The sequence below is a fragment of the Streptococcus sp. genome (genome assembly GCF_030528045.1).
Taxonomy (GTDB): domain Bacteria; phylum Bacillota; class Bacilli; order Lactobacillales; family Streptococcaceae; genus Streptococcus.
The window spans coordinates 1-22,895 of record NZ_JAUMZR010000031.1 but is presented as its reverse complement, the minus strand read 5'-3'; the positions used below and the strand labels follow the sequence as shown (position 1 = coordinate 22,895).

Sequence of the window (22,895 nt, the reverse complement as noted above, 5' to 3'; positions counted from 1 at the left end):
AAAAAGCTCCATAATTTCCATAGTGGTTTTTACCCACTACAGATATTATAGAGCCATTATTTTTTATAGAAAGCAAGGCCGAAATCTATCAAAACCACTTGAAAATATCGCTAAAATGTGGTAAAATGAAACTTGTCGTGTAAACGATAATACTCATTCTTGATGAATTGTGAAACTGTTGCCCTCGGGTCGTTTTGCAAGTTGAAGTCGAGGAGAGGAAAAAAACAAAAAGGAGAAATACTCATGGCAGTAATTTCAATGAAACAACTTCTTGAGGCTGGTGTACACTTTGGTCACCAAACTCGTCGCTGGAACCCTAAGATGGCTAAGTACATCTTCACTGAGCGTAACGGAATCCACGTTATCGACTTGCAACAAACTGTAAAATACGCTGACCAAGCATACGACTTTATGCGTGATGCAGCAGCTAACGATGCAGTTGTATTGTTTGTTGGTACTAAGAAACAAGCTGCTGACGCTGTTAAAGAAGAAGCAGAGCGTTCAGGTCAATACTACATCAACCACCGTTGGTTGGGTGGAACTCTTACTAACTGGGGAACTATCCAAAAACGTATTGCTCGTTTGAAAGAAATCAAACGTATGGAAGAAGAAGGAATCTTCGACGTTCTTCCTAAGAAAGAAGTTGCACTTCTTAACAAACAACGTGCACGTCTTGAAAAATTCTTGGGTGGTATCGAAGACATGCCTCGTATCCCAGATGTAATGTACGTAGTTGACCCACATAAAGAACAAATCGCTGTTAAAGAAGCTAAAAAATTGGGTATCCCAGTTGTAGCGATGGTTGACACAAACACTGATCCAGACGATATCGATGTAATCATCCCAGCTAACGATGACGCTATCCGCGCTGTTAAATTGATCACAGCTAAATTAGCTGACGCTATCATCGAAGGACGTCAAGGTGAAGATGCAGCAGCAGTTGAAGCAGAATTTGTAGCTTCAGAAGCTCAAGCTGACTCAATCGAAGAAATCGTTGAAGTTGTAGAAGGCGACAACGCTTAATTTATATAAGTAATCATTACCTAGGAGGGCGGGGCTTAGCCCGGCTCTCCTATTTTAAAAAATATAGGAGAATCAAAATGGCAGAAATTACAGCTAAACTTGTTAAAGAGTTACGTGAAAAATCTGGTGCTGGTGTTATGGACGCTAAGAAAGCATTGGTTGAAGTTGAAGGTGATATCGAAAAAGCGATCGAATTGCTTCGCGAAAAAGGTATGGCTAAGGCAGCTAAGAAAGCTGACCGTGTTGCAGCTGAAGGTTTGACTGGTGTATTTGTTAACGGTAACGTTGCAGCAGTAGTTGAAGTAAATGCTGAAACTGACTTCGTTGCGAAAAACGCTCAATTCGTTGACTTGGTAAACGCAACAGCTAAAGTAATTGCTGAAGGAAAACCAGCTAACAACGAAGAAGCACTTGCTTTGACAATGCCTTCAGGTGAAACTCTTGAAGCTGCATATGTATCTGCAACAGCTACAATCGGTGAAAAAATCTCATTCCGTCGTTTTGCTTTGCTTGAAAAAACAGATGCACAACACTTCGGAGCATACCAACACAATGGTGGACGTATCGGTGTTATCTCTGTAATCGAAGGTGGAGATGAAGCGCTTGCTAAACAAATCTCAATGCACATTGCTGCGATGAAACCAACAGTTCTTTCTTACAAAGAATTGGATGAGCAATTTGTTAAAGATGAGTTGGCACAATTGAACCACGTAATCGATCAAGATAACGAAAGCCGTGCAATGGTTGGTAAACCAGCTCTTCCACACTTGAAGTATGGATCAAAAGCACAATTGTCTGATGAAGTGATTGCTCAAGCTGAAGCTGACATCAAAGCTGAATTGGCTGCAGAAGGCAAACCAGAAAAAATCTGGGACAAAATCATCCCAGGTAAAATGGACCGCTTCATGCTTGACAACACTAAAGTTGACCAAGCATACACACTTCTTGCACAAGTATACATCATGGATGACAGCAAGACAGTTGAAGCTTACCTTGAATCAGTAAATGCTTCAGTAGTTGAGTTCGCTCGCTTTGAAGTTGGTGAAGGTATCGAGAAAGCTGCAAACGACTTTGAAGCAGAAGTTGCAGCTACAATGGCAGCAGCCTTGAATAACTAATAGAAAAGGAAGCAAATGGCTTCCTTTTTCTTTTGGTCTAGAGAGTAGGCTCTATATGAGTAAACAAAAAGCCCTTTAATAAGGGCTAAGTGCATTTAGGAGGCTACACTTCAAATTCATAGAGTGCTGTAGACAAATAACGTTCGCCGTTATCTGGTGCTAAAGCAAGTACTTTCTTACCTGTACCTAATTTCTTAGCAACTTCAATTGCCCCGTAAATCGCTGCAGCTGAAGAAATCCCAACAAGGAAGCCTTCTTTTCCACCAATTTCACGGCCAAGTGCTAGAGCATCATCTGACGTTACGCGGACGATACCATTATAGGCCTTTGTATCAAGTGTTTCAGGAATAAATCCAGCTGAGATGCCTTGAATTTTGTGAGGTCCTGGCTTTTCACCAGACAAGATAGCTGACTCGTCTGCCTCAACTGCATAAACTTGAATGTTTGGATTTGCTGCTTTAAGAGCGTGAGAAACACCTGAGATCGTTCCACCGGTGCCAACACCACCCACAAAAGCATCTAAACCATCAGAACCGAAAGCAGCCAGTATTTCAGCTCCTGTTGTTCTTTCGTGTACTTCTGGGTTAGCTGGATTATTAAATTGGAGTGGAAGGAAGCCGTCACGTTCAGCGGCGATTTCCTGAGCTTTGGCAATAGCCCCTTTCATTCCTTCGCTACCAGGAGTAAGGACGAGTTCAGCACCATAGGCTTGGATAATCTTACGTCTTTCCACACTCATCGTTTCAGGCATGACGATAACAACTTTATATCCTTTAGCAGCACCGACCCATGAAAGACCGATACCAGTGTTTCCACTCGTTGCTTCAACAATAGTAGCACCCGGTTTTAGAATACCATCTTGTTCCGCTTTTTCAATCATGCTAAGGGCAATACGGTCTTTTACTGACGATCCAGGGTTAAAAGCTTCTAGTTTAACATAGACATCTGCAGCCCCCTCTGGAACAATGTTGTTAAGTTTAACAATCGGTGTTTGTCCAATAAGTTCAGTGATATTGTTATAAATAGCCATAGATATACCTCTTTGTATAAGATGATACTAGTATAACGCGCTTAAGGCTATTTGTAAAATATAGAAATCCTATCAAAGTGATAGGATTTTTTTATATCAAAGGTCTAAGCCATTAATTTTTAATCGATTGTGATAAGCCAATTCTAATAAATAGGTGTAAAGAGGGAGGATGTCCGTTTTTTTAGGGAATTCAAATTTATGGAAACTCAGATGCTCATTATGTGCTTTTAGAAAGACATTTTCTAAATAAGTGATCGTAATCTCACTATCATCTATACCTGCTCCCGCAGTTTCCATTTCAACGTTTACAATGTTCATCAAAAAGAGTGACTTAACAGACACCTTGCGACCAGTGGCACCTTGCTTATCTGTAAAAATAATACGGATATTTGTAAAGATGATTGAATCACGAATAAGTTTATATCCACTTTGAATTTCTTCATTCTCTAGTAGGTATTGGCCATATTCTTTAATAAGAGTCTCTTTGTTTTCCTCGCTAAAATTTCCAGCAAGTCCTTGAAGAAATTTCCTAAAAGCCATACTTTCTCCTTTGTTTACACTAAGTTTACAGGGGCTTCAACTTCTCGTAAACCTTGATCTGTTAAAGTGATTTTTCCATTAAAGAACTCAACAAGAGCGGCTTTGATATTTTCTTTCTCTTCCTTATCAACATAGATCATTGTATCAACTTGATCTGTAAAATTTGTCTCGAGTTCTAAGAGTTTATGCTCTCTAAGGAAATTGCCATATTCTTGATACTGAGCGTAAGACATCTGAATGGCTATACCAGCCTGTTCTTTGATTTCAATAATGCCAATTTCTTTGACAGCCAAGGCCACACTACCTGCATAAGCACGAATTAAACCGCCAGCACCTAGTTTGATGCCACCAAAGTAGCGTGTCACTACCACACAGAGATTGGTTAGATTATGATTTTCTAAGACACCCAGCATAGGGACTCCAGCAGTACCACTAGGTTCCTCATCATCACTCGTACGCTTGATTTCACTGCGTTCCCCTAGAATAAAAGCAGAGCAGTTATGGGTGGCTTTATAGTGTTCTTTTTTGATGGTAGTGATGAAGTCACGAGCCTCTTCTTCGCTATAAACACGCTTGACATGACAGATAAATCGGGATTTTTTGATTTCTTCTTGGACCTGCCCATCCTCTTTAATTGTTCTAAATTCCATGATTTAATTGTACTAAAAAATTACCTAAAGCGCTAGATTTTTGCGAATATTAAAGTATGAAAGTAAATCCAAATTATCTCGGTCGCTTGTTTACTGATAAAGAATTAACTGAAGAAGAACGACAGGTAGCAGTGAGACTGCCAGCAATGAGAAAAGAGAAAGGGAAACTGTTTTGTCAACGTTGTAATAGTAGTATTCTAGAAGAATGGTATTTGCCTATTGGCGCCTACTATTGCAGGGAGTGCTTGCTGATGAAGCGAGTCAGGAGTGATCAAGCTTTATACTATTTTCCGCAGGAAGATTTTCCTAAGCAAGATGTTCTCAAATGGCGTGGTCAGTTAACCCCTTTTCAGGAAAAGGTATCAGAGGGGTTGATTCGAGCAGTCGAAAAGAAAGAACCGATTTTAGTTCATGCTGTGACAGGAGCTGGAAAGACAGAGATGATTTATCAAGTTGTGGCCAAAGTGATTGATGATGGTGGTGCAGTTTGTTTAGCCAGTCCTCGAATTGATGTATGTTTAGAACTGTGTAAGCGACTGCAGAATGACTTTGCTTGCGATATAGCGCTACTCCATGGCGAATCAGAGCCCTATTTTCGAACTCCCTTAGTAGTTGCGACAACTCATCAGTTATTAAAATTTTATCATGCTTTTGATTTGTTGATAGTGGATGAGGTAGATGCCTTTCCTTATGTTGACAACACTATGCTTTACTATGCTGTAAAGAATAGTGCAAAGGAGGATGGATTAAGGATATTCCTTACAGCAACTTCTACAGATGAGTTAGATAGGAAGGTTCGCACAGGAGAATTAAAACGATTAAGCTTGCCGAGACGGTTTCATGGAAATCCTTTGATTATTCCTAAACCAGTCTGGTTATCAGATTTTAATCACTGTTTAGAGAAAAGTCAGTTGTCATCCAAGTTAAAGACCTACATTGAGAAACAGAGAAGAACAGGTTATCCTTTGCTGATTTTTGCATCGGAGATTAAAAAAGGCGAAAAACTAAAAGAAATCTTGAAGGAGCAGTACCCGAATGAGAATATCGGCTTTGTGTCTTCTGTGACAGAAGACCGATTAGAGCAGGTGCAAGCTTTTCGAGATGGAGAACTAACAATACTGATCAGTACGACAATCTTGGAACGCGGGGTTACCTTCCCTTGTGTGGATGTTTTCGTAGTAGAAGCTAATCATCGTCTCTTTACCAAGTCTAGTTTGATTCAGATTGGAGGGCGAGTTGGACGCAGTATGGATAGACCAGCTGGTGAGTTGCTCTTCTTTCATGATGGATTAAATGTTTCTATCAAAAAGGCAATCAAGGAAATCAAGCAGATGAATAAGGAGGCAGGGTTATGAACTGTTTATTATGTGGCCAGACTACAAAGAGTGAGCTGACTTTTAGCAGTCTCTTCCTTTTGAAGGATGACTGCAGTTATCTTTGCTCAGCTTGTGCTTCTAATTTTGAGAAGATTGGTGAGAATTATTGTCCAAACTGTATGAAAACAGGGGTGTCAACTCAATGTCAAGATTGTAAACTTTGGTGTAAAGAAGGAGTTCACGTTGATCATAAGGCAATCTTTACCTATAATCAAGCTATGAAAGACTTTTTCAGTAGATATAAGTTTGATGGCGATTTTTTGCTTAGAAAAGTTTTTGCTTCCGTTCTTGCTGAGGAGCTGAAAAAGTATAGAGGATATCAATTTGTGTTGATTCCCCTAAGTCCTGAAAGGTTGCTTGAGAGGGGATTTAACCAGGTTGAAGGTTTGGTTGAGGCAGCAGGCTTTTCTTTTAAAGATATATTAGGAAAAAGAGAAGAGAGCGCTAGTTCTTCTAAAAGCCGTTTGGAAAGGTTAGCTACTGAAATTCCATTTTTTATTAAAGATGGAATCTCACTTCCTAAGAAGATTTTGCTGATTGATGACATCTATACAACAGGGGCAACTGTGAATCGTGTGAAACGACTTTTGGCAGAAGCAGGTGCTTTGGAAGTTAAAACTTTTTCCCTTGTAAGATGAGGAAAAAATTTGCAAAATGAAAATGAAAGCGTTATAATATAGTTAGAAAAACAAAAATGTTTAGAAAGAAGGTACTTATATGATTAAATATAGTATCCGTGGTGAAAACCTAGAAGTAACAGAAGCAATTCGTGATTATGTAGTTTCTAAACTCGAAAAGATCGAAAAGTATTTCCAACCTGAGCAGGAGTTGGATGCACGTGTGAACTTGAAAGTTTACCGTGAAAAAACAGCAAAGGTTGAAGTAACAATTCCAATTGGATCTATTACTCTTCGTGCTGAGGATATTTCTCAAGATATGTATGGCTCTATCGATCTTGTAACAGATAAAATTGAACGTCAGATTCGTAAAAATAAAACTAAAATCGAACGTAAGAATAAAAATAAAGTTGCGACAAGTCAACTCTTTACAGATGCTCTAGTTGAAGATGCAAATGTTGTGCAACCAAAAGTTGTTCGTTCAAAACAAATTGATTTGAAACCAATGGATTTAGAAGAAGCTCTTCTCCAAATGGATTTATTGGGACATGATTTCTTTATCTATGTAGATGTAGAAGATCAAACAACTAATGTTTTGTATCGCCGTGAAGATGGTGAAGTCGGTTTGTTAGAAGTGAAAGAATCATAAAATAGAATTTTTAAAGTGGTTTACACCAGTGTAAACCACTTTTGTATTGCATTATTATAAAAGGTATAAACGAGGGCAGTTATGAAAGACGTGGTGATTGTTTCAGCAGTGCGAACTCCAATAGGCTCCTTTGGAGGAAGTTTGAAGAATGTTTCAGCTGTTGATTTGGGAGCTTTGGTTATTAAGAGTGCTTTGGAAAAAGCCAATGTCAAACCAGAGCAGGTAGACGAAGTGATTATGGGGAATGTCCTAGGCGCAGGTTTAGGTCAAAACGTAGCTCGTCAAATGAGCGTTCATGCAGGATTCTCTGAATTTACACCAGCCTTTACTATCAACAAGGTTTGTGGTTCCGGTTTGAAGGCCGTTCAGTTGGCTGCTCAAGCGATTCGATGTGGCGATGCAGATATTATCGTAGCTGGTGGTGCAGAAAACATGAGTCAGGCTCCATACGTTTTGCCAAGTTTCCGTTGGGGTGGTCGTATGGGAGATTCGAAAGTGGTAGATACCATGATTAAGGACGGTTTGTCTGATGCCTTTAACGAATACCATATGGGGATTGCAGCTGAAAATGTGGCTGAAGAATATGGTATCAGTCGAGAAGAACAAGATGCTCTTGCTTTAGAGTCACAAAAACGAGCAGTTGCAGCTATAGAATCTGGACGCTTTAAAGAAGAGATAGTGCCAGTGGTCATTCCTCGATGCAAAGGCAATCCTATCGTTTTTGATACAGATGAATATCCTAGAAAAGATACTAGCTTAAAGAGTTTGTCTAAGCTAGATCCTGTTTTCAAAAAAGACGGTTCTGTCACAGCGGGAAATGCTTCAGGAATCAATGACGGGGCAGCAGCTGTCTTAATCATGAGTTCTGAAAAAGCTGAAGAATTAGGACTTTCAGTGATTGCCCGCATTCGTTCGTATGCAAGTGCAGGTTTGGATCCTAAGATGATGGGATGTGGACCGATTTATGCGACTCGCAAGGCTCTTGAAAAAGGCAATTTGACAGTTGAAGATCTCGACTTGATTGAGTCAAATGAAGCTTTTGCTGCCCAGGCTTGTGCAGTTGGTAAAACACTTGGTTTCAACACAGATATTGTCAACGTCAATGGTGGCGCCATTGCTCTTGGTCACCCAATTGGGGCTTCCGGTTGCCGTATCCTAGTAACGCTGGTACATGAGATGATGAAACGTGATGCTAAAACTGGCTTAGCAACTCTCTGTATCGGAGGAGGGATGGGGACTGCCCTTATCGTGGAACGCTAGGTGTTAGTGATCTGAACACGTGGGTAGGAGGGTGATGATTCCCTCCTCTTTTTGTGTCTGAAGTTAGAGAAATCAATCATGAAAGAAGGGCTTGCATCTTTTAAAAGGTCGCTTTTTAAGGGTTTTTGTGATATAATAATGCGCAAGAGGTTTAGAATGAAAAAAAATAATTTAATCCCGTTTTCTGCGGTCTTGCTAGGACTTGCAACTTTCGGAATCTTAACTTTGCTGATTATTTTTTCACAAAATAATGTTGTAACAATCAGTGTCTTGTTTTTATTTGTACTTCTTTATTTGCTTTTATTCGTTTGGCAAAAAAAACAGTATGAAAAGAGCGAAATTGAACAAATCCAATATGTAAATCACCAAGCTGAAGATAGCTTAAACACGCTGCTCGAACAAATGCCGGTTGGTGTTCTGAAATTAGACCTATCTACTGGCGAAGTGGAATGGTTTAATCCTTATGCTGAGTTGATTTTGACTACTGAAGAAGGCGAAATTGATGTTGAGTTAATTCAAACCATCATCAAGGCTTCTGTTGGGAATCCTGGTTCGTATGCTACCTTGGGCGAAACACGATATGCTGTTCATATGGACAAGGCTTCGGGTGTTTTGTATTTCTTTGATGTTTCTGGGGAGTACGAAGCAACTGTCGAATTGGTAACTAGCCGTCCGGTCATTGGAGTCATCTCGGTAGATAACTATGATGATTTGGAGGATGCGACGTCTGACTCTGATATCAGCCATATCAATAGCTTTGTAGCTAATTTTGTTTCAGAATTTGCTAGTAAGTATGCTATGTTTTCTCGACGTGTGGGGATGGATCGTTTTTATGTATTCACAGATTACACGGTACTAGAGGAATTGATGAATGATAAATTCTCTGTTATTGATACTTTCCGAGAAGAATCAAAACAGAGGCATCTACCCCTAACTTTAAGTATGGGATTTTCTTATGGTGATGGAAACCATGAAGAGATTGGGAAAATTGCCTTGCTCAACTTGAACTTAGCAGAAGTTCGCGGTGGTGACCAGGTGGTGGTCAAGGAAAATAACGAAACCAAGAATCCAGTCTACTTCGGTGGAGGAACTGCTGCGTCTATTAAACGTACTCGCACACGTACGAGAGCCATGATGACAGCCATTTCTGATAAGATTCGAAGTGTTGACCAGGTTTTTGTAGTCGGTCATAAAAATCTAGACATGGATGCTTTGGGCTCTGCTGTCGGTATGCAGTTGTTTGCAAGTAATATTATCGAGAACAGTTATGCTGTCTACGATGCAGACCATATGCCAGCAGATATCGAACGTGCTATTCAGTTCTTGAAGAAGGAAGATGTCACGAAACTTTTATCTCTTACAGATGCGATGAAGTTAGTTACAAACCGTTCATTATTGATTCTAGTGGATCATTCCAAGACGGCTTTGACCTTGTCAAAAGATTTTTATGATTTGTTCACTCAAACTATTGTTATTGACCATCATAGACGTGATCAGGATTTCCCTGAGAATGCAGTCATCACCTATATTGAAAGTGGGGCAAGTAGTGCCAGTGAGTTGGTCACAGAATTGATTCAGTTCCAAAATTCTAAGAAGAATCGTTTGAGTCGTATGCAGGCCAGTGTTTTGATGGCTGGTATGATGCTGGATACCAAGAATTTCACATCTCGCGTGACGAGCCGAACCTTTGATGTGGCTAGCTATCTGAGAACACGGGGAAGTGACAGTATTGCTATCCAGGAGATTGCTGCGACAGATTTTGAAGAGTACCGTGAGGTAAATGAACTCATTTTACAAGGTCGTAAGTTAGGTTCAGATATCTTGATTGCCCAAGCTAAGGACTCAACGACTTATGACACAGTTGTTATCAGTAAGGCTGCCGATGCTATGTTGGCTATGTCTGGTATTGAAGCCAGCTTCGTTCTAGCAAAAAATACACAAGGATTTATCTCTATCTCGGCTCGAAGTCGTAGTAAAATCAATGTGCAACGCATTATGGAAGAGCTGGGTGGCGGTGGTCACTTTAATCTAGCAGCTGCGCAAATCGAGGATATGAGTTTGTCAGAAGCAGGAGAAAAATTGACTCAACTAATCTTGGAAGAACTAAAGGAAAAGGAGAAAGAAGAATGAAAGTAATCTTTTTAGCAGATGTTAAAGGAAAAGGGAAGAAAGGCGAAATTAAGGAAGTACCAACTGGCTACGCTCAAAACTTCCTGATTAAAAAGAATTTGGCCAAGGAAGCGACTGCTCAAGCAGTGGGTGAGTTGCGTGGAAAACAAAAATCAGAAGAAAAGGCTCATGCAGAGATGATTGCTGAAGCAAAAGCCATCAAGGCCAAGCTAGAAGCAGAAGAAACTGTTGTAGAGTTTGTTGAAAAGGTTGGACCAGATGGACGTACATTTGGCTCCATCACTAACAAGAAAATTGCAGAAGAATTGCAAAAGCAGTTTGGTATTAAGATTGACAAACGCAATATTCAAGTGCAAGCACCAATTCGAGCAGTAGGTTTGATTGATGTACCAGTGAAGATCTATCAAGATGTTACAAGTGTCATCAATCTTCGTGTAAAAGAAGGTTAAGTTTACAACTTCTTGACAAGATTGTAAAAGGAAGGAAAGTCGGATGGCAGAAGTAGAGGAACTGCGAGTTCAACCTCAGGATATTTTAGCAGAACAATCTGTTCTGGGGGCTATTTTTATAGATGAGAGTAAGCTCGTTTTTGTCCGAGAATACATTGATTCTCGTGACTTCTTTAAGTATGCTCATCGGTTGATTTTCCAAGCGATGGTAGATTTGTCGGATCGTGGGGAAGCGATTGATGCGACGACGGTTCGAACGATTTTGGATAGCCAAGGGGATCTCCAAAATATTGGTAGCTTGTCTTATCTTGTTGAAATTGTCAACTCAGTACCAACTTCAGCCAATGCAGAATATTATGCTAAAATTGTAGCCGAAAAGGCTATGCTACGTCGCTTGATTTCCAAGTTGACAGAGTCTGTCAACCAAGCTTATGAGGCTTCTAAGCCTGCAGATGAAATCATCGCTCAGGCTGAAAAGGGACTCATTGATGTTAGCGAAAACGCCAATCGTAGTGGATTCAAGAACATCCGTGATATTCTAAATATCAACTTTGGGAATCTAGAAGTTCGGTCACAACAAACAACGGATATCACTGGTATTGCAACGGGCTACCGTGATTTGGACCATATGACGACAGGTCTCCATGAGGAGGAACTAATTATCCTAGCGGCGCGACCAGCGGTTGGTAAGACGGCCTTTGCTTTGAACATTGCTCAGAACATCGGGACTAAGTTGGACAAGACGGTTGCTATCTTTTCGCTAGAAATGGGTGCGGAAAGTCTAGTAGACCGTATGTTGGCGGCCGAAGGTTTGGTGGAGTCCCATTCTATCCGTACAGGTCAATTGACTGATGAGGAGTGGCAAAAGTATACCATTGCTCAAGGGAACCTAGCCAACGCGAGTATCTATATCGATGATACGCCAGGAATTCGAATCACGGAAATTCGTTCGCGCTCACGCAAACTAGCTCAAGAAACAGGCAATCTAGGCTTGATTTTGATCGACTACCTACAGCTTATTACAGGGACTGGTCGTGAGAATCGCCAACAAGAAGTCTCTGAAATTTCTCGTCAGCTAAAAATTCTAGCCAAGGAATTGAAAGTTCCAGTCATTGCTCTTAGTCAGTTATCTCGTGGAGTAGAACAGCGTCAGGATAAGAGACCAGTCTTGTCTGATATTCGTGAATCGGGTTCTATCGAGCAGGATGCAGATATTGTAGCCTTTCTATACCGTGACGACTACTACGATCGTGCGGGTGAAGAAGAGGAAGGAATTCCAAATAACAAGGTTGAGGTTATCATCGAGAAAAACCGTAGTGGAGCTCGTGGAACGGTGGAATTGATTTTCCAAAAAGAATACAATAAATTTTCAAGTATCTCAAAGAGGGAGGCATAAGATGTCAGATGCATTTACAGATGTAGCCAAGATGAAAAAAATCAAAGAAGAGATCAAGGCACATGAGGGACAAGTCGTTGAAATGACTTTGGAGAATGGCCGTAAGCGCCAAAAAAATAGATTGGGTAAGCTAATTGAGGTTTATCCATCTCTATTTATCGTTGAATTTGGCGATGTTGAGGGAGATAAACAAGCTAATGTTTACGTTGAATCCTTCACCTACTCAGATATCTTGACAGAAAAGAACTTGATTCGCTATCTAGACTAAGAATCCTAAAATGAAGTGAGCTTTGCTCACTTTTTTCTTTTTCTCCCGAATAGTATAAACGAGGGTAACCTCGGAAATATATATTATTAAGGAGAATGAATGACGTTTTTTAAATCAGGAGTTAAGAAGAGTAGATGTAATCAGTTGGGTGTAGGGCTGGCTACTTTGTTCGTTACAAGTACCTTTTTATTTGGTGGAGAATCGGTTCAGGCTGATAGTGTAGCGCGTGGTGATGACTATCCGCTTCACTACAAAAATGGTAGTGTTGAAATCGATCAGTGGCGGATGTATTCTCGCCAGTGTACCTCTTTTGCGGCCTTTCGTTTGAGTAGTGTAAATGGCTTTGAGATTCCTCCTGCCTATGGAAATGCGAATGAATGGGGACATCGTGCAAGGCGAGAAGGCTACCGTGTGGATACTAAGCCAGAAGTTGGGGCTATTGCTTGGTCGACAGAAGGTTATTATGGGCACGTGGCCTGGGTATCAAATGTGTCGGGGGATACGATTGAAATCGAAGAGTATAACTATGGGGTTCGAGAAAAGTATAATCGTCGAAAAGTCAAGGCTAGTTCGATGACAGGTTTTATTCATTTCAAGGATTTATCTACTAGCCATAGTGCGGGTGAGAATGCTCGTAGCTCAGAGCTTCCGTCTAGTGGGACAATAGTATTCACGGGGAAATCGCCGATTATGGACCAACCGTCAAGTACAGGACAGGTTATTGACTACTATTATGCTGGTGAGAGTGTGAGTTATGATCAAGTTCTTGAAAAGGATGGTTATAAGTGGCTCGGCTATCTATCCTACAGTGGTGCTAGAAGATATGTGCAGTATGCAGAGTTAAGCAATACAGTGAAAGGCTGGAAAAAAGAAGGAGGGAGTTGGTATTACCGAGAGAATGGTAAGCTAGCGACAGGATGGAAAAAAGTTAATGGCAATTGGTATCATTTAAAAGAAAATGGGACCATGTCAACTGGCTGGATTAAGGATGGCTCTCACTGGTATTATCTAAAGGCTTCGGGTGAGATGCAGACGGGATGGGTTAAAGACAAGGGAACTTGGTATTACTTAGAGGAATCTGGCCGGATGAAAGCTAGTCAATGGTTCCAAGTCTCGGGGAAACATTACTATGTTGATGCTTCGGGAGCCTTAGCTGTTAATACGATTATTGATGGCTACAGACTAGACAGTAATGGGGTAAGAATAGGAAGTGTTTCTTAAACATCATACAAGCTTTCTTCTTGTTTATAAAATTTTAAAATGGATATCGAATTAGTCGACGTCCTTTTTATAGTATAATATAATAATATTATACTATAAAAGAGGCTTTGTCTAATGGACAAGAAGAAAGTTATTTTAACAAGTTTAGCAAGTGCAGCTGTATTGGGTGCTAGTGTACTCGTTTCACAGCCTTCAGTAGTTAAGGCAGATGAAGGGAAAGCAGAAGAGCAGGCAGTTGTTCCTGCACAACCACAAGCTGGAACAGAAGGGGAGAGCGGTGCTCAAACTGAAAAGGGAACAGAAAACGCTAGTCCAGCTAATCTTGGTGAGACAAATCCAGCTAAAATGACCAAAGAAGAGTTGATGAAGGCTTTGGATGAACTTGAGGAACAGGCTATTAGTGATATTAAGGATAAGGAAGCGATTGAGGACAAAGAGGATGCAGCTGAAGCTGTGAAGGAATATATCGGTAAGATGTATATTTCAGATACTCTTGAGTCTGGAGAGCTCAGCTTAGATAATATCATCGCTGAATTGCCAGAAGGTGCAGAAGATAAAGCAGTGGTAACAGGTCCTGAAGTTCGAACTAATAAAAAATTATCTACTGAGGAGAAGGCTCTACTAGACCAGGCTGAAAAAGATGCCAAAGAACAAGTTTCTCAAGCGACGGATGCTCTGGTTCAAGCCCTAGAATCTCTTGAAAATGCTGTAATTGAAGATATTAAAAAAGACGCTTCAATCACCAATAAAGAAGCGGCTATCAAAGAAGCCAAAGAAGAGATTGGTAAAGAAGATCTTTTGAAGGCTATCGCAGATGAGGATTTGGAGATTGGTGATGTTATTGTAGATTGGCCAGCAGATACGAGCGAGCACAAAACAGTAGCTGAACCTGTATCAGAATTCACAGATGAAGACCAAGCTAAGTTAGACGAAGCTGATAAAGAGGCTCAGGTTGATGCAGCCAAAGTTCGCTCAGATTTAATCGCTACCCTAGAAAAAATTGAAAAAGAGACCATCGACGACATCAACAAAGATGTCACTATCACTGATAAGGAAGCGGCGATTAAGGCAGCTAAAGAAGTGATTGGCAAGGATGCTATCTTGAAAGCTATCGAAGAAGGCGACATCGAAGCGTCAGATTTGTTAGATGATTTCTTGGCAGAAGACAGTGATCAGGTAATACCAGCTGAAGCGATGAGCCAAGAAGATTTCTCAAGTCAAGACCAAGCTAAACTCACTGCAGCAGATAAGGAAGCAGCCGAGGAGGCTAAGAAAGAGGAAGAAGCTAAGCAAGCTGCAGAAGCTAAGGCTCACAGCGAATTGTTGACTGCTCTTGAAGGTATCGAAAAATCAACCATTGATGACATCACCAAGGATGCCACTATCACTGATAAGGAAGCGGCGATTAAGGCGGCTAAAGAAGTGATTGGCAAGGATGCTATCTTGAAAGCTATCGAAGATGGCGATATCGAAGCGTCCAACTTGCTGGCAGATTTCTTGACAGAAGACAGTGATCAAGTAACACCAGCTGAAGCAAAAACTCAATCTCAACTTTCAAGCCAAGACCAAGCCAAACTTGCTGCAGCAGATAAGGAAGGAGCTGAGGAAGCAGCAAAAGTTCGCTCAGATTTAATCGCTACCCTAGAAAAAATTGAAAAAGAGACCATCGACGACATCACCAAGGATGCCACTATCACTGATAAGGAAGCAGCGATTAAGGCGGCTAAAGAAGTGATTGGCAAGGACGGTATCTTGAAAGCTATCGAAGATGGAGATATTGAAGCATCTGACTTGTTAGATGATTTCTTGGCAGAAGACAGCGATCAGGTGACACCGGCCGAAGCGATGAGCCAAGAAGATTTCTCAAGCCAAGACCAAGCTAAACTGGCTGCAGCCGACAAGGAAGCAGCAGAAGAGGCAGCAAAAGTTCGCTCAGATTTAATCGCTACCTTAGAAAAAATTGAAAAAGAGACAATCGACGACATCAACAAAGGTGTCACTATCACTGATAAGGAAGCGGCGATTAAGGCAGCTAAAGAAGTGATTGGCAAGGACGGCATCTTGAAAGCTATCGAAGAAGGTGACATTGATGCCTCAGACTTGTTAGATGATTTCTTGGCAGAAGACAGCGATCAGGTGACACCAGCCGAAGCGATGAGCCAAGAAGATTTCTCAAGTCAAGACCAAGCTAAACTGGCTGCAGCGGACAAGGAAGCAGCGGAAGAAAATAGTAATGCGAAAAAACTTGAGCTAAGTAAATTAGAAGAGCAAGTTGCTAAGATTAAAGTGCAATTATCAAGTTTACAAGTTTCTGGTGACAAGAATAGTCAAGTCAAAGACTTGCAACAAGCTTTAGTAGACTATGAGAATGCTATTAAGACTCTAAGCAGTGTCATGTTAGCTGTTCTTGAAATTGAAGACTTTAAAGGTGGGGTGAACGCAGTAGAAGCTGCAACTGCAGAGTTGCCAGAATACAACAAAGGTGCAAATGCGGTAGAAGCTACTGTAAATGAACTCCCAGCCTATGCAGAAAGTGGCGCTCCAGTCGTAGCGAACGTTCCAGCTTACGGAGAAAGCGGTACCCCAATAGTAAACAATGCTCTGCCTTATGCAGAAAGTGGCGCTCCAGCCGTAGCGAATGTTCCAGCTTACGGAGAAAGCGGTACACCAATAGTAAGCAACACTCTGCCTTATGCAGAAAGTGGCGCCCCGGCCGTAGCAAATGTTCCAGCTTACGGAGAAAGTGGTACCCTAATAGTAAACAATGCTCTGCCTTATGCAGAAAGCGGTGCTCCGGCAGTGACTACTATTCCAGCCTATGCTGAAAAGATTGAACCTGCAGTAAATGAAGTTCCAGAATACACTGGCAGTGTAGCTCCTTTGGCTACAAATCCTACTCTTGGAACAGAACAAGATCGTACTTACAGAGCGCCTGCAGCAACGGATGAACAACTCCTTCCAAATACAGGAAGCAAAGATGCTTCAGCAGTTGCATCGCTAGGATTTATTGGTCTCCTTCTTGGTTTGCTACCATTGCAAAGAGAAAATTGAACAAATAAATCGCATGAAATCAATAAAAGAAAAGGATTTGAATGGTCCTTTTCTTTTTTATGGTGAAATAGGGACAAGTCCATGTTTTTCAGCTCTTTCCGATGGTATTTTTCCTTGCTTTCCTTTATAATGGGTGTATGGACAAGAAAAAATTATTATTAATCGATGGATCTTCTGTTGCTTTTCGAGCTTTTTTTGCGCTCTATCAGCAGTTGGATCGTTTTAAAAATGCTAATGGCCTTCATACCAATGCAATCTATGGCTTTCAACTCATGTTGAATCATGTTTTGGAGCGAGTTGAACCCAGCCATGTTTTGGTAGCTTTTGATGCTGGTAAGACGACTTTTAGAACAGAGATGTATGCAGACTACAAGGGTGGCCGTGCTAAAACTCCAGATGAGTTTCGTGGGCAATTTCCCTTCATTCGTGAGTTGTTAGACCATCTTGGGATTCGCCATTATGAGTTGGCCCAGTATGAAGCCGATGATATCATCGGGACTCTAGGCCGTTTGGCTGAGAAGGATTCTTTTGATGTGACTATCGTTAGCGGAGACAAGGACTTGATCCAGTTGACGGATGAGCATACGGTGGTCGAGATTTCCAAAAAAGGTGTGGCTGAGTTTGAGGCCTTTACGCCGGACTATCTCATGGAAAAGATGGGCCTCACGCCAGCTCAGTTTATTGATCTTAAGGCCCTGATGGGGGATAAGTCTGATAATATCCCTGGTGTCACGAAAATCGGTGAAAAGACGGGCATTAAGCTCTTGTTAGAACATGGGTCTCTTGAAGATATTTATGAAAATATCGATAGCATGAAGGCTTCTAAGATGAAGGAAAATCTCATCAATGATAAGGAACAGGCCTTTTTGTCAAAAACACTGGCGACCATTGATACCAAGGCACCGATTGAGATTGGCCTTGATGATTTGGTATATAATGGCCCAGATGTGGAAAATCTCGGGAAATTCTACGATGAGATGGGCTTCAAACAGCTCAAACAAGCTCTAAATGTTTCGTCGAAGGATGCGCCTGAGAGCTTGGATTTCACTATTGTTGACCAAGTCAGTCAAGACATGCTGAGTGCCGACTCTATCTTCCACTTTGAACTCTTTGGTGAAAATTACCATACAGATGATTTGGTTGGTTTTGCCTGGTCCTGTGGGGATAAACTTTACACTACAGATAAACTTGAGCTCTTGCAGGAGCCGATTCTCAAGGATTTTCTAGAAAAAACACCTCTGAAAGTGTATGACTTTAAGAAAGCGAAGGTTCTTTTAAATCGCTTGGGCTTGAACCTGCAGGCCCCTGCTTTTGACAGTCGCTTGGCCAAATACCTCCTCTCTACTGTCGAGAATAATGAAATCTCAACTATTGCGAATCTCTATGGCCAGACTTATCTGGCTGATGATGAGACTTTCTACGGTAAGGGGGTCAAGAAAGCTATCCCTGAGAGAGAGAAATTCTTGGAGCATTTGGCTCGCAAGGTTGCTGTATTGGTTGAGACTGAACCGGTTTTACTTGAAAAACTCAGTGAACATGGGCAGTTAGATCTCCTCTATGACATGGAGCAACCTCTGGCTTTTGTCCTTGCTAAGATGGAAATTGCTGGGATCAAGGTCAAAAAAGAAACCCTGCTTGAGATGCAGGCTGAAAATGAGGTCGTCATTGAGCAACTCACTCAAGAGATTTATAAGCTAGCTGGTGAAGAGTTTAATATCAACTCGCCTAAACAACTTGGTGAATTGCTTTTTGAAAAGCTCGGTCTCCCTCTCGAATACACCAAGAAAACCAAGACAGGTTATTCGACAGCGGTGGATGTGCTAGAGCGTCTGGCTCCTATTGCACCAATTGTTAAGAAAATCCTAGATTACCGTCAGATTGCCAAGATTCAATCGACTTATGTGGTTGGCTTGCAGGACTGGATTTTGGATGATGGCAAGATTCATACGCGCTATGTACAGGACTTGACTCAGACAGGTCGTCTGTCTAGTGTGGATCCAAACTTGCAAAATATTCCTGTACGTTTGGAACAAGGTCGTTTGATTCGTAAGGCTTTCGTACCTGAATGGGAGGATAGTGTTCTTCTTAGCTCGGACTATTCACAGATTGAGTTGCGCGTCTTGGCACATATCTCTAAAGATGAGCACTTGATTAAGGCCTTTCAAGAGGGAGCTGACATCCATACTTCAACGGCCATGCGGGTCTTTGGCATTGAACGCCCTGAGGATGTGACTCCAAACGACCGTCGTAATGCCAAGGCGGTTAACTTTGGAGTGGTTTACGGGATTTCAGACTTTGGCTTGTCTAATAATCTGGGCATCAGCCGTAAGGAAGCAAAAGCCTACATTGATACTTACTTTGAACGCTTCCCAGGTATTAAAAACTACATGGATGAGGTGGTGCGTGAGGCGCGTGATAAGGGCTATGTAGAGACCCTCTTCAAGCGTCGTCGTGAGTTACCAGATATCAATTCGCGCAACTTCAACATTCGTGGTTTTGCAGAGCGGACTGCCATCAACTCTCCTATCCAGGGCTCAGCAGCAGATATTCTTAAGATTGCTATGATTCAGCTAGATAAGGCTCTAGTTGAAGGTGGTTATCAGACCAAGATGCTGTTGCAAGTGCACGATGAAATCGTCCTTGAGGTTCCGAAATCAGAACTAGCAGCCGTTAAAGCTCTAGTGAAACAAACCATGGAAGAAGCCATCCAGCTCAGTGTTCCCCTTATCGCAGATGAGAATGAAGGAGCAACCTGGTACGAGGCTAAATAAGAAAGTTATGAAAGAGTTTGAAGCATTTGCCTTCAAACTCTTTTTCATAGTTTTCTGTAAGCAGTTTCCTTGACTTTCCCTTGTATTTGCGTTACTATATGTCCATATAAGATATGGGAGTCTGTGTACAGTCTGAGAGGAAGTGTTAAACTTCGACCGCACCTGATTTGGGTAATGCCAGCGTAGGGAACGATACTTAGCCGAATTCTGCACCTTTTCCATATATGGCAAAGGTTTTTCTTTTTGTCAAAAGAAAAACTGAGAAGAGGAGGTTTTTATGAAAGCAAGCATTGCCTTACAAGTCTTGCCCCTATCACAGGGGATTGATCGAATTGTTGTTATCGATCAAGTGATTGCTTATCTGCAAACTCAATTCGTGACCATGGTGGTGACACCCCTTGAAACGGTCTTTGAAGGGGAGTTTGATGAGCTCATGCGCATTCTCAAAGAAGAGCTTGAAGTGGCAGGGCAGGAAGCAGATAATGTCTTTGCCAATGTCAAAATAAATGTAGGAGAGATTTTAAGCATTGATGAGAAACTTGAAAAGTATGAAGAGACGACAGATTAGTCTTTTGGGATTTCTCGGAGTCTTGTCGGTCTGGCAGTTAGCGGGAATATTCAAACTTTTACCCAAGTTTATCCTGCCAACCCCTTTTGAAATTCTTCAGTCCGTTGTTCGTGATAGAGAATTTCTCTGGCACCATAGCTGGGCGACCTTGAGAGTGGCTTTGCTGGGGCTGGTTTTAGGAGTCTTGATTGCTTGCCTCATGGCGGTGCTTATGGACAGTCTGACTTGGCTCAATGATCTTATCTATCCTATGATGGTGGTTGTTCAGACCATTCCGACCATTGCCATAGCCCCAATTTTAGTCTTGTGGCTAGGCTATGGGATTTTGCCCAAGATTGTCTTGATAATCTTGACGACAACTTTCCCTATCATTGTCAGTATTTTGGATGGATTTAGGCATTGTGACAAGGATATGCTGACCTTGTTTAGTCTGATGCGAGCCAAGCCTTGGCAAATCCTGTGGCATTTTAAAATCCCGGTTAGTCTGCTCTACTTTTATGCAGGCCTGAGAGTCAGTGTCTCCTACGCCTTTATCACAACAGTGGTATCTGAGTGGTTGGGAGGCTTTGAAGGACTAGGTGTCTACATGATTCAGTCCAAGAAACTGTTTCAGTATGATACCATGTTTGCCATTATTATTCTGGTGTCAATTATCAGCCTTCTCGGTATGAAGTTGGTCGATATTAGTGAAAAATATGTGATTAAATGGAAACGTCCCTAAGATAAGGATGTTTTAGAAAAAGAAAAGAGGAAATGAAAATGAAGAAAACATGGAAAGTATTTTTGATGCTTGTAACAGCTCTTGTAGCTGTCGTGCTTGTGGCTTGTGATCAAGGAACTGCTTCTAAGGACAATAAAGAAGCAGAAGTCAAGAAGATTGACTTTATCCTAGACTGGACACCAAATACCAACCACACAGGGCTTTATGTTGCTAAGGAAAAAGGTTATTTCAAAGAAGCTGGAGTGGATGTTGATTTGAAATTGCCACCAGAAGAAAGCTCATCTGACTTGGTGATTAATGGCAAGGCACCATTTGCAGTGTATTTCCAAGATTACATGGCTAAGAAATTGGAAAAAGGGGCAGGAATCACTGCCGTTGCCGCTATCGTTGAGCACAATACATCTGGAATCATCTCACGTAAATCGGACAATGTCACCAGTCCAAAAGACTTGGTTGGCAAGAAATACGGGACCTGGAATGACCCAACGGAACTGGCTATGTTGAAAACCTTGGTAGAATCACAAGGTGGAGACTTTGAAAAGGTTGAAAAAGTACCAAACAACGACTCAAACTCGATTATACCAATTGCCAATGGCGTCTTTGACACTGCTTGGATCTACTACGGTTGGGATGGTATTCTTGCCAAATCGCAAGGCGTAGACGCTAATTTTATGTACTTGAAAGACTATGTCAAGGAGTTTGACTACTATTCACCAGTTATCATCGCAAACAACGACTATCTCAAAGACAACAAGGAAGAAGCTCACAAAGTCATCCAAGCCATCAAAAAAGGCTACCAATATGCTATGGAACACCCAGAAGAAGCAGCAGATATCCTCATTAAGAATGCACCTGAACTCAAGGAAAAACGTGACTTTGTCATTGAATCTCAAAAATACTTGTCGAAAGAATATGCAAGCGACAAGGAAAAATGGGGACAATTTGACGCAGAACGCTGGAATGCCTTCTACAAGTGGGATAAAGAAAATGGCATCCTCAAAGAAGACTTGACTGACAAAGGCTTCACCAATGAATTTGTGAAATAATGACAGAGATTAAACTAGAACATGTAAGCTATGCCTATGGTGAGGAGAATATTTTAGAGGACATCAACCTACAGGTGACTTCAGGTGAAGTGGTTTCTATCCTAGGTCCAAGTGGTGTTGGAAAGACCACTCTCTTTAACCTTATTGCTGGGATTTTAGAAGTCCAGTTTGGGCGAATTGTCCTTGATGGCGAGGAGAATCCTAAGGGGCGCGTGAGTTATATGTTGCAAAAGGATCTCCTTTTGGAGCACAAGACGGTGCTTGGCAATATCATCCTGCCCCTCTTGATTCAAAAGGTGGATAAGGCGGAGGCCATTGCCCGAGCAGATGAAATCCTTGCGACTTTCCAGCTGACAACCGTACGGGATAAGTATCCTCACGAACTCAGCGGAGGGATGCGCCAGCGTGTAGCCTTGCTTCGGACCTATCTTTTTGGTCACAAGCTCTTTCTTCTTGACGAAGCCTTTAGTGCCTTGGATGAGATGACCAAGATGGAACTCCACGCTTGGTATCTGGAGATTCACAAGCAGTTGCAACTGACGACCCTCATCATCACACATAGTATTGAAGAGGCCATCAATCTTAGCGACCGCATCTATATCTTGAAAAATCGTCCTGGGCAGATTGTTTCAGAAATTAAACTAGATTGGTCTGAAGGTGAGGACAAGGAAGTCCAAAAAATTGTCTACAAACGACAAATATTAGCAGAATTGGGATTAAATACGTAGCCTTTTAAGAAATTAGTATATATTAATTAAATACAAGCGAAATCCTTGCTTGTATTTTTTGTTTCAAAGCTGATGAACATGCATGATTAGGCTTATTATTTAAAGAAATGGTAAGTTAATATAAAAATAAATAAATTTTAGTTGACATTTTGTAATGGAACTGTATAATATAATTGAACCATTATAGACAATAAGGAGGATAATGTGGTGAAAAAGAGATGAAAAGGAAACACTTTTCTGTACAATTTTTATAAAGTGTTTTTTAAGGGATGACTCGTTTTGT

The 22,895-nt window shown here is 41.3% G+C and carries 20 protein-coding genes and 1 riboswitch; of the genes, 17 read left to right on the top strand and 3 right to left on the bottom strand.

The window, feature by feature from the left end; all coding sequences use genetic code 11:
• The first annotated feature begins 243 nt into the window (after nucleotides 1-243).
• Nucleotides 244-1,023: a 30S ribosomal protein S2 gene (rpsB, locus tag Q4A91_RS06985; protein WP_125423540.1), complete on the top strand. Its 780-nt coding sequence runs from the start codon at nucleotides 244-246 to the stop codon at nucleotides 1,021-1,023.
• A gap of 77 nt (nucleotides 1,024-1,100) precedes the next feature.
• The gene (gene tsf / locus Q4A91_RS06980; protein ID WP_303212276.1) at nucleotides 1,101-2,141 is read left to right on the top strand and encodes a translation elongation factor Ts; all 1,041 of its coding nucleotides are present in this window, start codon (nucleotides 1,101-1,103) and stop codon (nucleotides 2,139-2,141) included.
• Nucleotides 2,142-2,244: 103 nt separating this feature from the next.
• Here tsf and cysK read toward each other — a convergent pair whose 3' ends face one another.
• The 3 genes from cysK to Q4A91_RS06965 all read right to left on the bottom strand — a co-directional run bounded on the left by cysK (nucleotide 2,245) and on the right by Q4A91_RS06965 (nucleotide 4,361).
• Nucleotides 2,245-3,171: a cysteine synthase A gene (cysK, locus tag Q4A91_RS06975; RefSeq protein WP_303212275.1), complete on the bottom strand. Its 927-nt coding sequence runs from the start codon at nucleotides 3,169-3,171 to the stop codon at nucleotides 2,245-2,247.
• Nucleotides 3,172-3,267: 96 nt separating this feature from the next.
• The gene (locus tag Q4A91_RS06970) at nucleotides 3,268-3,711 is read right to left on the bottom strand and encodes a PH domain-containing protein (RefSeq protein ID WP_303212272.1); all 444 of its coding nucleotides are present in this window, start codon (nucleotides 3,709-3,711) and stop codon (nucleotides 3,268-3,270) included.
• Nucleotides 3,712-3,725: 14 nt separating this feature from the next.
• Nucleotides 3,726-4,361: a YigZ family protein gene (locus tag Q4A91_RS06965; RefSeq protein WP_303212271.1), complete on the bottom strand. Its 636-nt coding sequence runs from the start codon at nucleotides 4,359-4,361 to the stop codon at nucleotides 3,726-3,728.
• Between the two features lie 56 nt (nucleotides 4,362-4,417).
• Between Q4A91_RS06965 and Q4A91_RS06960 the strand changes: the two genes are divergently transcribed.
• The 15 genes from Q4A91_RS06960 (at nucleotide 4,418) to Q4A91_RS06890 (ending at nucleotide 22,612) form a co-directional block, all read left to right on the top strand.
• Nucleotides 4,418-5,716 (top strand): DEAD/DEAH box helicase, encoded by a 1,299-nt coding sequence (locus Q4A91_RS06960; RefSeq protein ID WP_303212268.1) that lies wholly within the window; start codon nucleotides 4,418-4,420, stop codon nucleotides 5,714-5,716.
• Nucleotides 5,713-6,375 (top strand): ComF family protein, encoded by a 663-nt coding sequence (locus Q4A91_RS06955; protein ID WP_303212266.1) that lies wholly within the window; start codon nucleotides 5,713-5,715, stop codon nucleotides 6,373-6,375. Before Q4A91_RS06960 ends, Q4A91_RS06955 begins: the two co-directional genes overlap by 4 nt.
• 79 nt (nucleotides 6,376-6,454) lie before the next feature.
• Nucleotides 6,455-7,003 (top strand): ribosome-associated translation inhibitor RaiA, encoded by a 549-nt coding sequence (raiA, locus tag Q4A91_RS06950; protein WP_303212264.1) that lies wholly within the window; start codon nucleotides 6,455-6,457, stop codon nucleotides 7,001-7,003.
• An 81-nt stretch (nucleotides 7,004-7,084) separates the two neighbouring features.
• Nucleotides 7,085-8,263, top strand: a complete 1,179-nt coding sequence (locus Q4A91_RS06945; RefSeq protein ID WP_303212262.1) for an acetyl-CoA C-acetyltransferase — start codon at nucleotides 7,085-7,087, stop codon at nucleotides 8,261-8,263.
• 156 nt (nucleotides 8,264-8,419) lie between these two features.
• Entirely contained in the window at nucleotides 8,420-10,393 is a 1,974-nt protein-coding gene (locus Q4A91_RS06940) for a DHH family phosphoesterase (protein WP_303212260.1), read from the top strand.
• Nucleotides 10,390-10,842: a 50S ribosomal protein L9 gene (gene rplI / locus Q4A91_RS06935; protein WP_000864211.1), complete on the top strand. Its 453-nt coding sequence runs from the start codon at nucleotides 10,390-10,392 to the stop codon at nucleotides 10,840-10,842. Before Q4A91_RS06940 ends, rplI begins: the two co-directional genes overlap by 4 nt.
• Before the next feature lie 43 nt (nucleotides 10,843-10,885).
• Nucleotides 10,886-12,238, top strand: coding sequence for a replicative DNA helicase (gene dnaB / locus Q4A91_RS06930; RefSeq protein ID WP_303212257.1), 1,353 nt, complete (start codon nucleotides 10,886-10,888; stop codon nucleotides 12,236-12,238).
• A gap of 1 nt (nucleotide 12,239) precedes the next feature.
• The gene (locus tag Q4A91_RS06925) at nucleotides 12,240-12,506 is read left to right on the top strand and encodes a Veg family protein (protein ID WP_001278165.1); all 267 of its coding nucleotides are present in this window, start codon (nucleotides 12,240-12,242) and stop codon (nucleotides 12,504-12,506) included.
• A gap of 99 nt (nucleotides 12,507-12,605) precedes the next feature.
• Nucleotides 12,606-13,727 (top strand): CHAP domain-containing protein, encoded by a 1,122-nt coding sequence (locus Q4A91_RS06920; protein ID WP_303212254.1) that lies wholly within the window; start codon nucleotides 12,606-12,608, stop codon nucleotides 13,725-13,727.
• A 114-nt stretch (nucleotides 13,728-13,841) separates the two neighbouring features.
• Nucleotides 13,842-16,778: an SIALI-17 repeat-containing surface protein gene (locus tag Q4A91_RS06915; RefSeq protein ID WP_303212252.1), complete on the top strand. Its 2,937-nt coding sequence runs from the start codon at nucleotides 13,842-13,844 to the stop codon at nucleotides 16,776-16,778.
• Between the two features lie 137 nt (nucleotides 16,779-16,915).
• A complete protein-coding gene (gene polA / locus Q4A91_RS06910) occupies nucleotides 16,916-19,549 on the top strand; it encodes a DNA polymerase I (protein ID WP_303212251.1) in 2,634 nt (877 codons plus the stop codon).
• Nucleotides 19,550-19,652: 103 nt separating this feature from the next.
• Nucleotides 19,653-19,755, top strand: a riboswitch (TPP riboswitch).
• Between the two features lie 71 nt (nucleotides 19,756-19,826).
• Nucleotides 19,827-20,117, top strand: coding sequence for a thiamine-binding protein (locus tag Q4A91_RS06905; protein ID WP_303212249.1), 291 nt, complete (start codon nucleotides 19,827-19,829; stop codon nucleotides 20,115-20,117).
• On the top strand, nucleotides 20,080-20,838 hold the full coding sequence (locus tag Q4A91_RS06900) for an ABC transporter permease (RefSeq protein ID WP_303212248.1): 759 nt from the start codon (nucleotides 20,080-20,082) through the stop codon (nucleotides 20,836-20,838). Before Q4A91_RS06905 ends, Q4A91_RS06900 begins: the two co-directional genes overlap by 38 nt.
• 38 nt (nucleotides 20,839-20,876) lie before the next feature.
• Nucleotides 20,877-21,884, top strand: a complete 1,008-nt coding sequence (locus Q4A91_RS06895; RefSeq protein ID WP_303212246.1) for an ABC transporter substrate-binding protein — start codon at nucleotides 20,877-20,879, stop codon at nucleotides 21,882-21,884.
• Nucleotides 21,884-22,612 carry an ABC transporter ATP-binding protein gene (locus tag Q4A91_RS06890; RefSeq protein ID WP_303212244.1) on the top strand — a complete coding sequence of 243 codons (729 nt, stop codon included), beginning with the start codon at nucleotides 21,884-21,886 and terminating at the stop codon, nucleotides 22,610-22,612. Before Q4A91_RS06895 ends, Q4A91_RS06890 begins: the two co-directional genes overlap by 1 nt.
• Nucleotides 22,613-22,895: the final 283 nt, after the last annotated feature.

What these genes read in the sequence shown, in the direction of transcription:
- rpsB (WP_125423540.1), top strand. Translation starts at nt 244, where the DNA reads ATGGCAGTAATTTCAATGAAACAACTTCTTGAGGCTGGTGTACACTTT.
- tsf (WP_303212276.1), top strand. Translation starts at nt 1,101, where the DNA reads ATGGCAGAAATTACAGCTAAACTTGTTAAAGAGTTACGTGAAAAATCT.
- cysK (WP_303212275.1), bottom strand. Translation starts at nt 3,171, where the DNA reads ATGGCTATTTATAACAATATCACTGAACTTATTGGACAAACACCGATT.
- Q4A91_RS06970 (WP_303212272.1), bottom strand. Translation starts at nt 3,711, where the DNA reads ATGGCTTTTAGGAAATTTCTTCAAGGACTTGCTGGAAATTTTAGCGAG.
- Q4A91_RS06965 (WP_303212271.1), bottom strand. Translation starts at nt 4,361, where the DNA reads ATGGAATTTAGAACAATTAAAGAGGATGGGCAGGTCCAAGAAGAAATC.
- Q4A91_RS06960 (WP_303212268.1), top strand. Translation starts at nt 4,418, where the DNA reads ATGAAAGTAAATCCAAATTATCTCGGTCGCTTGTTTACTGATAAAGAA.
- Q4A91_RS06955 (WP_303212266.1), top strand. Translation starts at nt 5,713, where the DNA reads ATGAACTGTTTATTATGTGGCCAGACTACAAAGAGTGAGCTGACTTTT.
- raiA (WP_303212264.1), top strand. Translation starts at nt 6,455, where the DNA reads ATGATTAAATATAGTATCCGTGGTGAAAACCTAGAAGTAACAGAAGCA.
- Q4A91_RS06945 (WP_303212262.1), top strand. Translation starts at nt 7,085, where the DNA reads ATGAAAGACGTGGTGATTGTTTCAGCAGTGCGAACTCCAATAGGCTCC.
- Q4A91_RS06940 (WP_303212260.1), top strand. Translation starts at nt 8,420, where the DNA reads ATGAAAAAAAATAATTTAATCCCGTTTTCTGCGGTCTTGCTAGGACTT.
- rplI (WP_000864211.1), top strand. Translation starts at nt 10,390, where the DNA reads ATGAAAGTAATCTTTTTAGCAGATGTTAAAGGAAAAGGGAAGAAAGGC.
- dnaB (WP_303212257.1), top strand. Translation starts at nt 10,886, where the DNA reads ATGGCAGAAGTAGAGGAACTGCGAGTTCAACCTCAGGATATTTTAGCA.
- Q4A91_RS06925 (WP_001278165.1), top strand. Translation starts at nt 12,240, where the DNA reads ATGTCAGATGCATTTACAGATGTAGCCAAGATGAAAAAAATCAAAGAA.
- Q4A91_RS06920 (WP_303212254.1), top strand. Translation starts at nt 12,606, where the DNA reads ATGACGTTTTTTAAATCAGGAGTTAAGAAGAGTAGATGTAATCAGTTG.
- Q4A91_RS06915 (WP_303212252.1), top strand. Translation starts at nt 13,842, where the DNA reads ATGGACAAGAAGAAAGTTATTTTAACAAGTTTAGCAAGTGCAGCTGTA.
- polA (WP_303212251.1), top strand. Translation starts at nt 16,916, where the DNA reads ATGGACAAGAAAAAATTATTATTAATCGATGGATCTTCTGTTGCTTTT.
- Q4A91_RS06905 (WP_303212249.1), top strand. Translation starts at nt 19,827, where the DNA reads ATGAAAGCAAGCATTGCCTTACAAGTCTTGCCCCTATCACAGGGGATT.
- Q4A91_RS06900 (WP_303212248.1), top strand. Translation starts at nt 20,080, where the DNA reads ATGAGAAACTTGAAAAGTATGAAGAGACGACAGATTAGTCTTTTGGGA.
- Q4A91_RS06895 (WP_303212246.1), top strand. Translation starts at nt 20,877, where the DNA reads ATGAAGAAAACATGGAAAGTATTTTTGATGCTTGTAACAGCTCTTGTA.
- Q4A91_RS06890 (WP_303212244.1), top strand. Translation starts at nt 21,884, where the DNA reads ATGACAGAGATTAAACTAGAACATGTAAGCTATGCCTATGGTGAGGAG.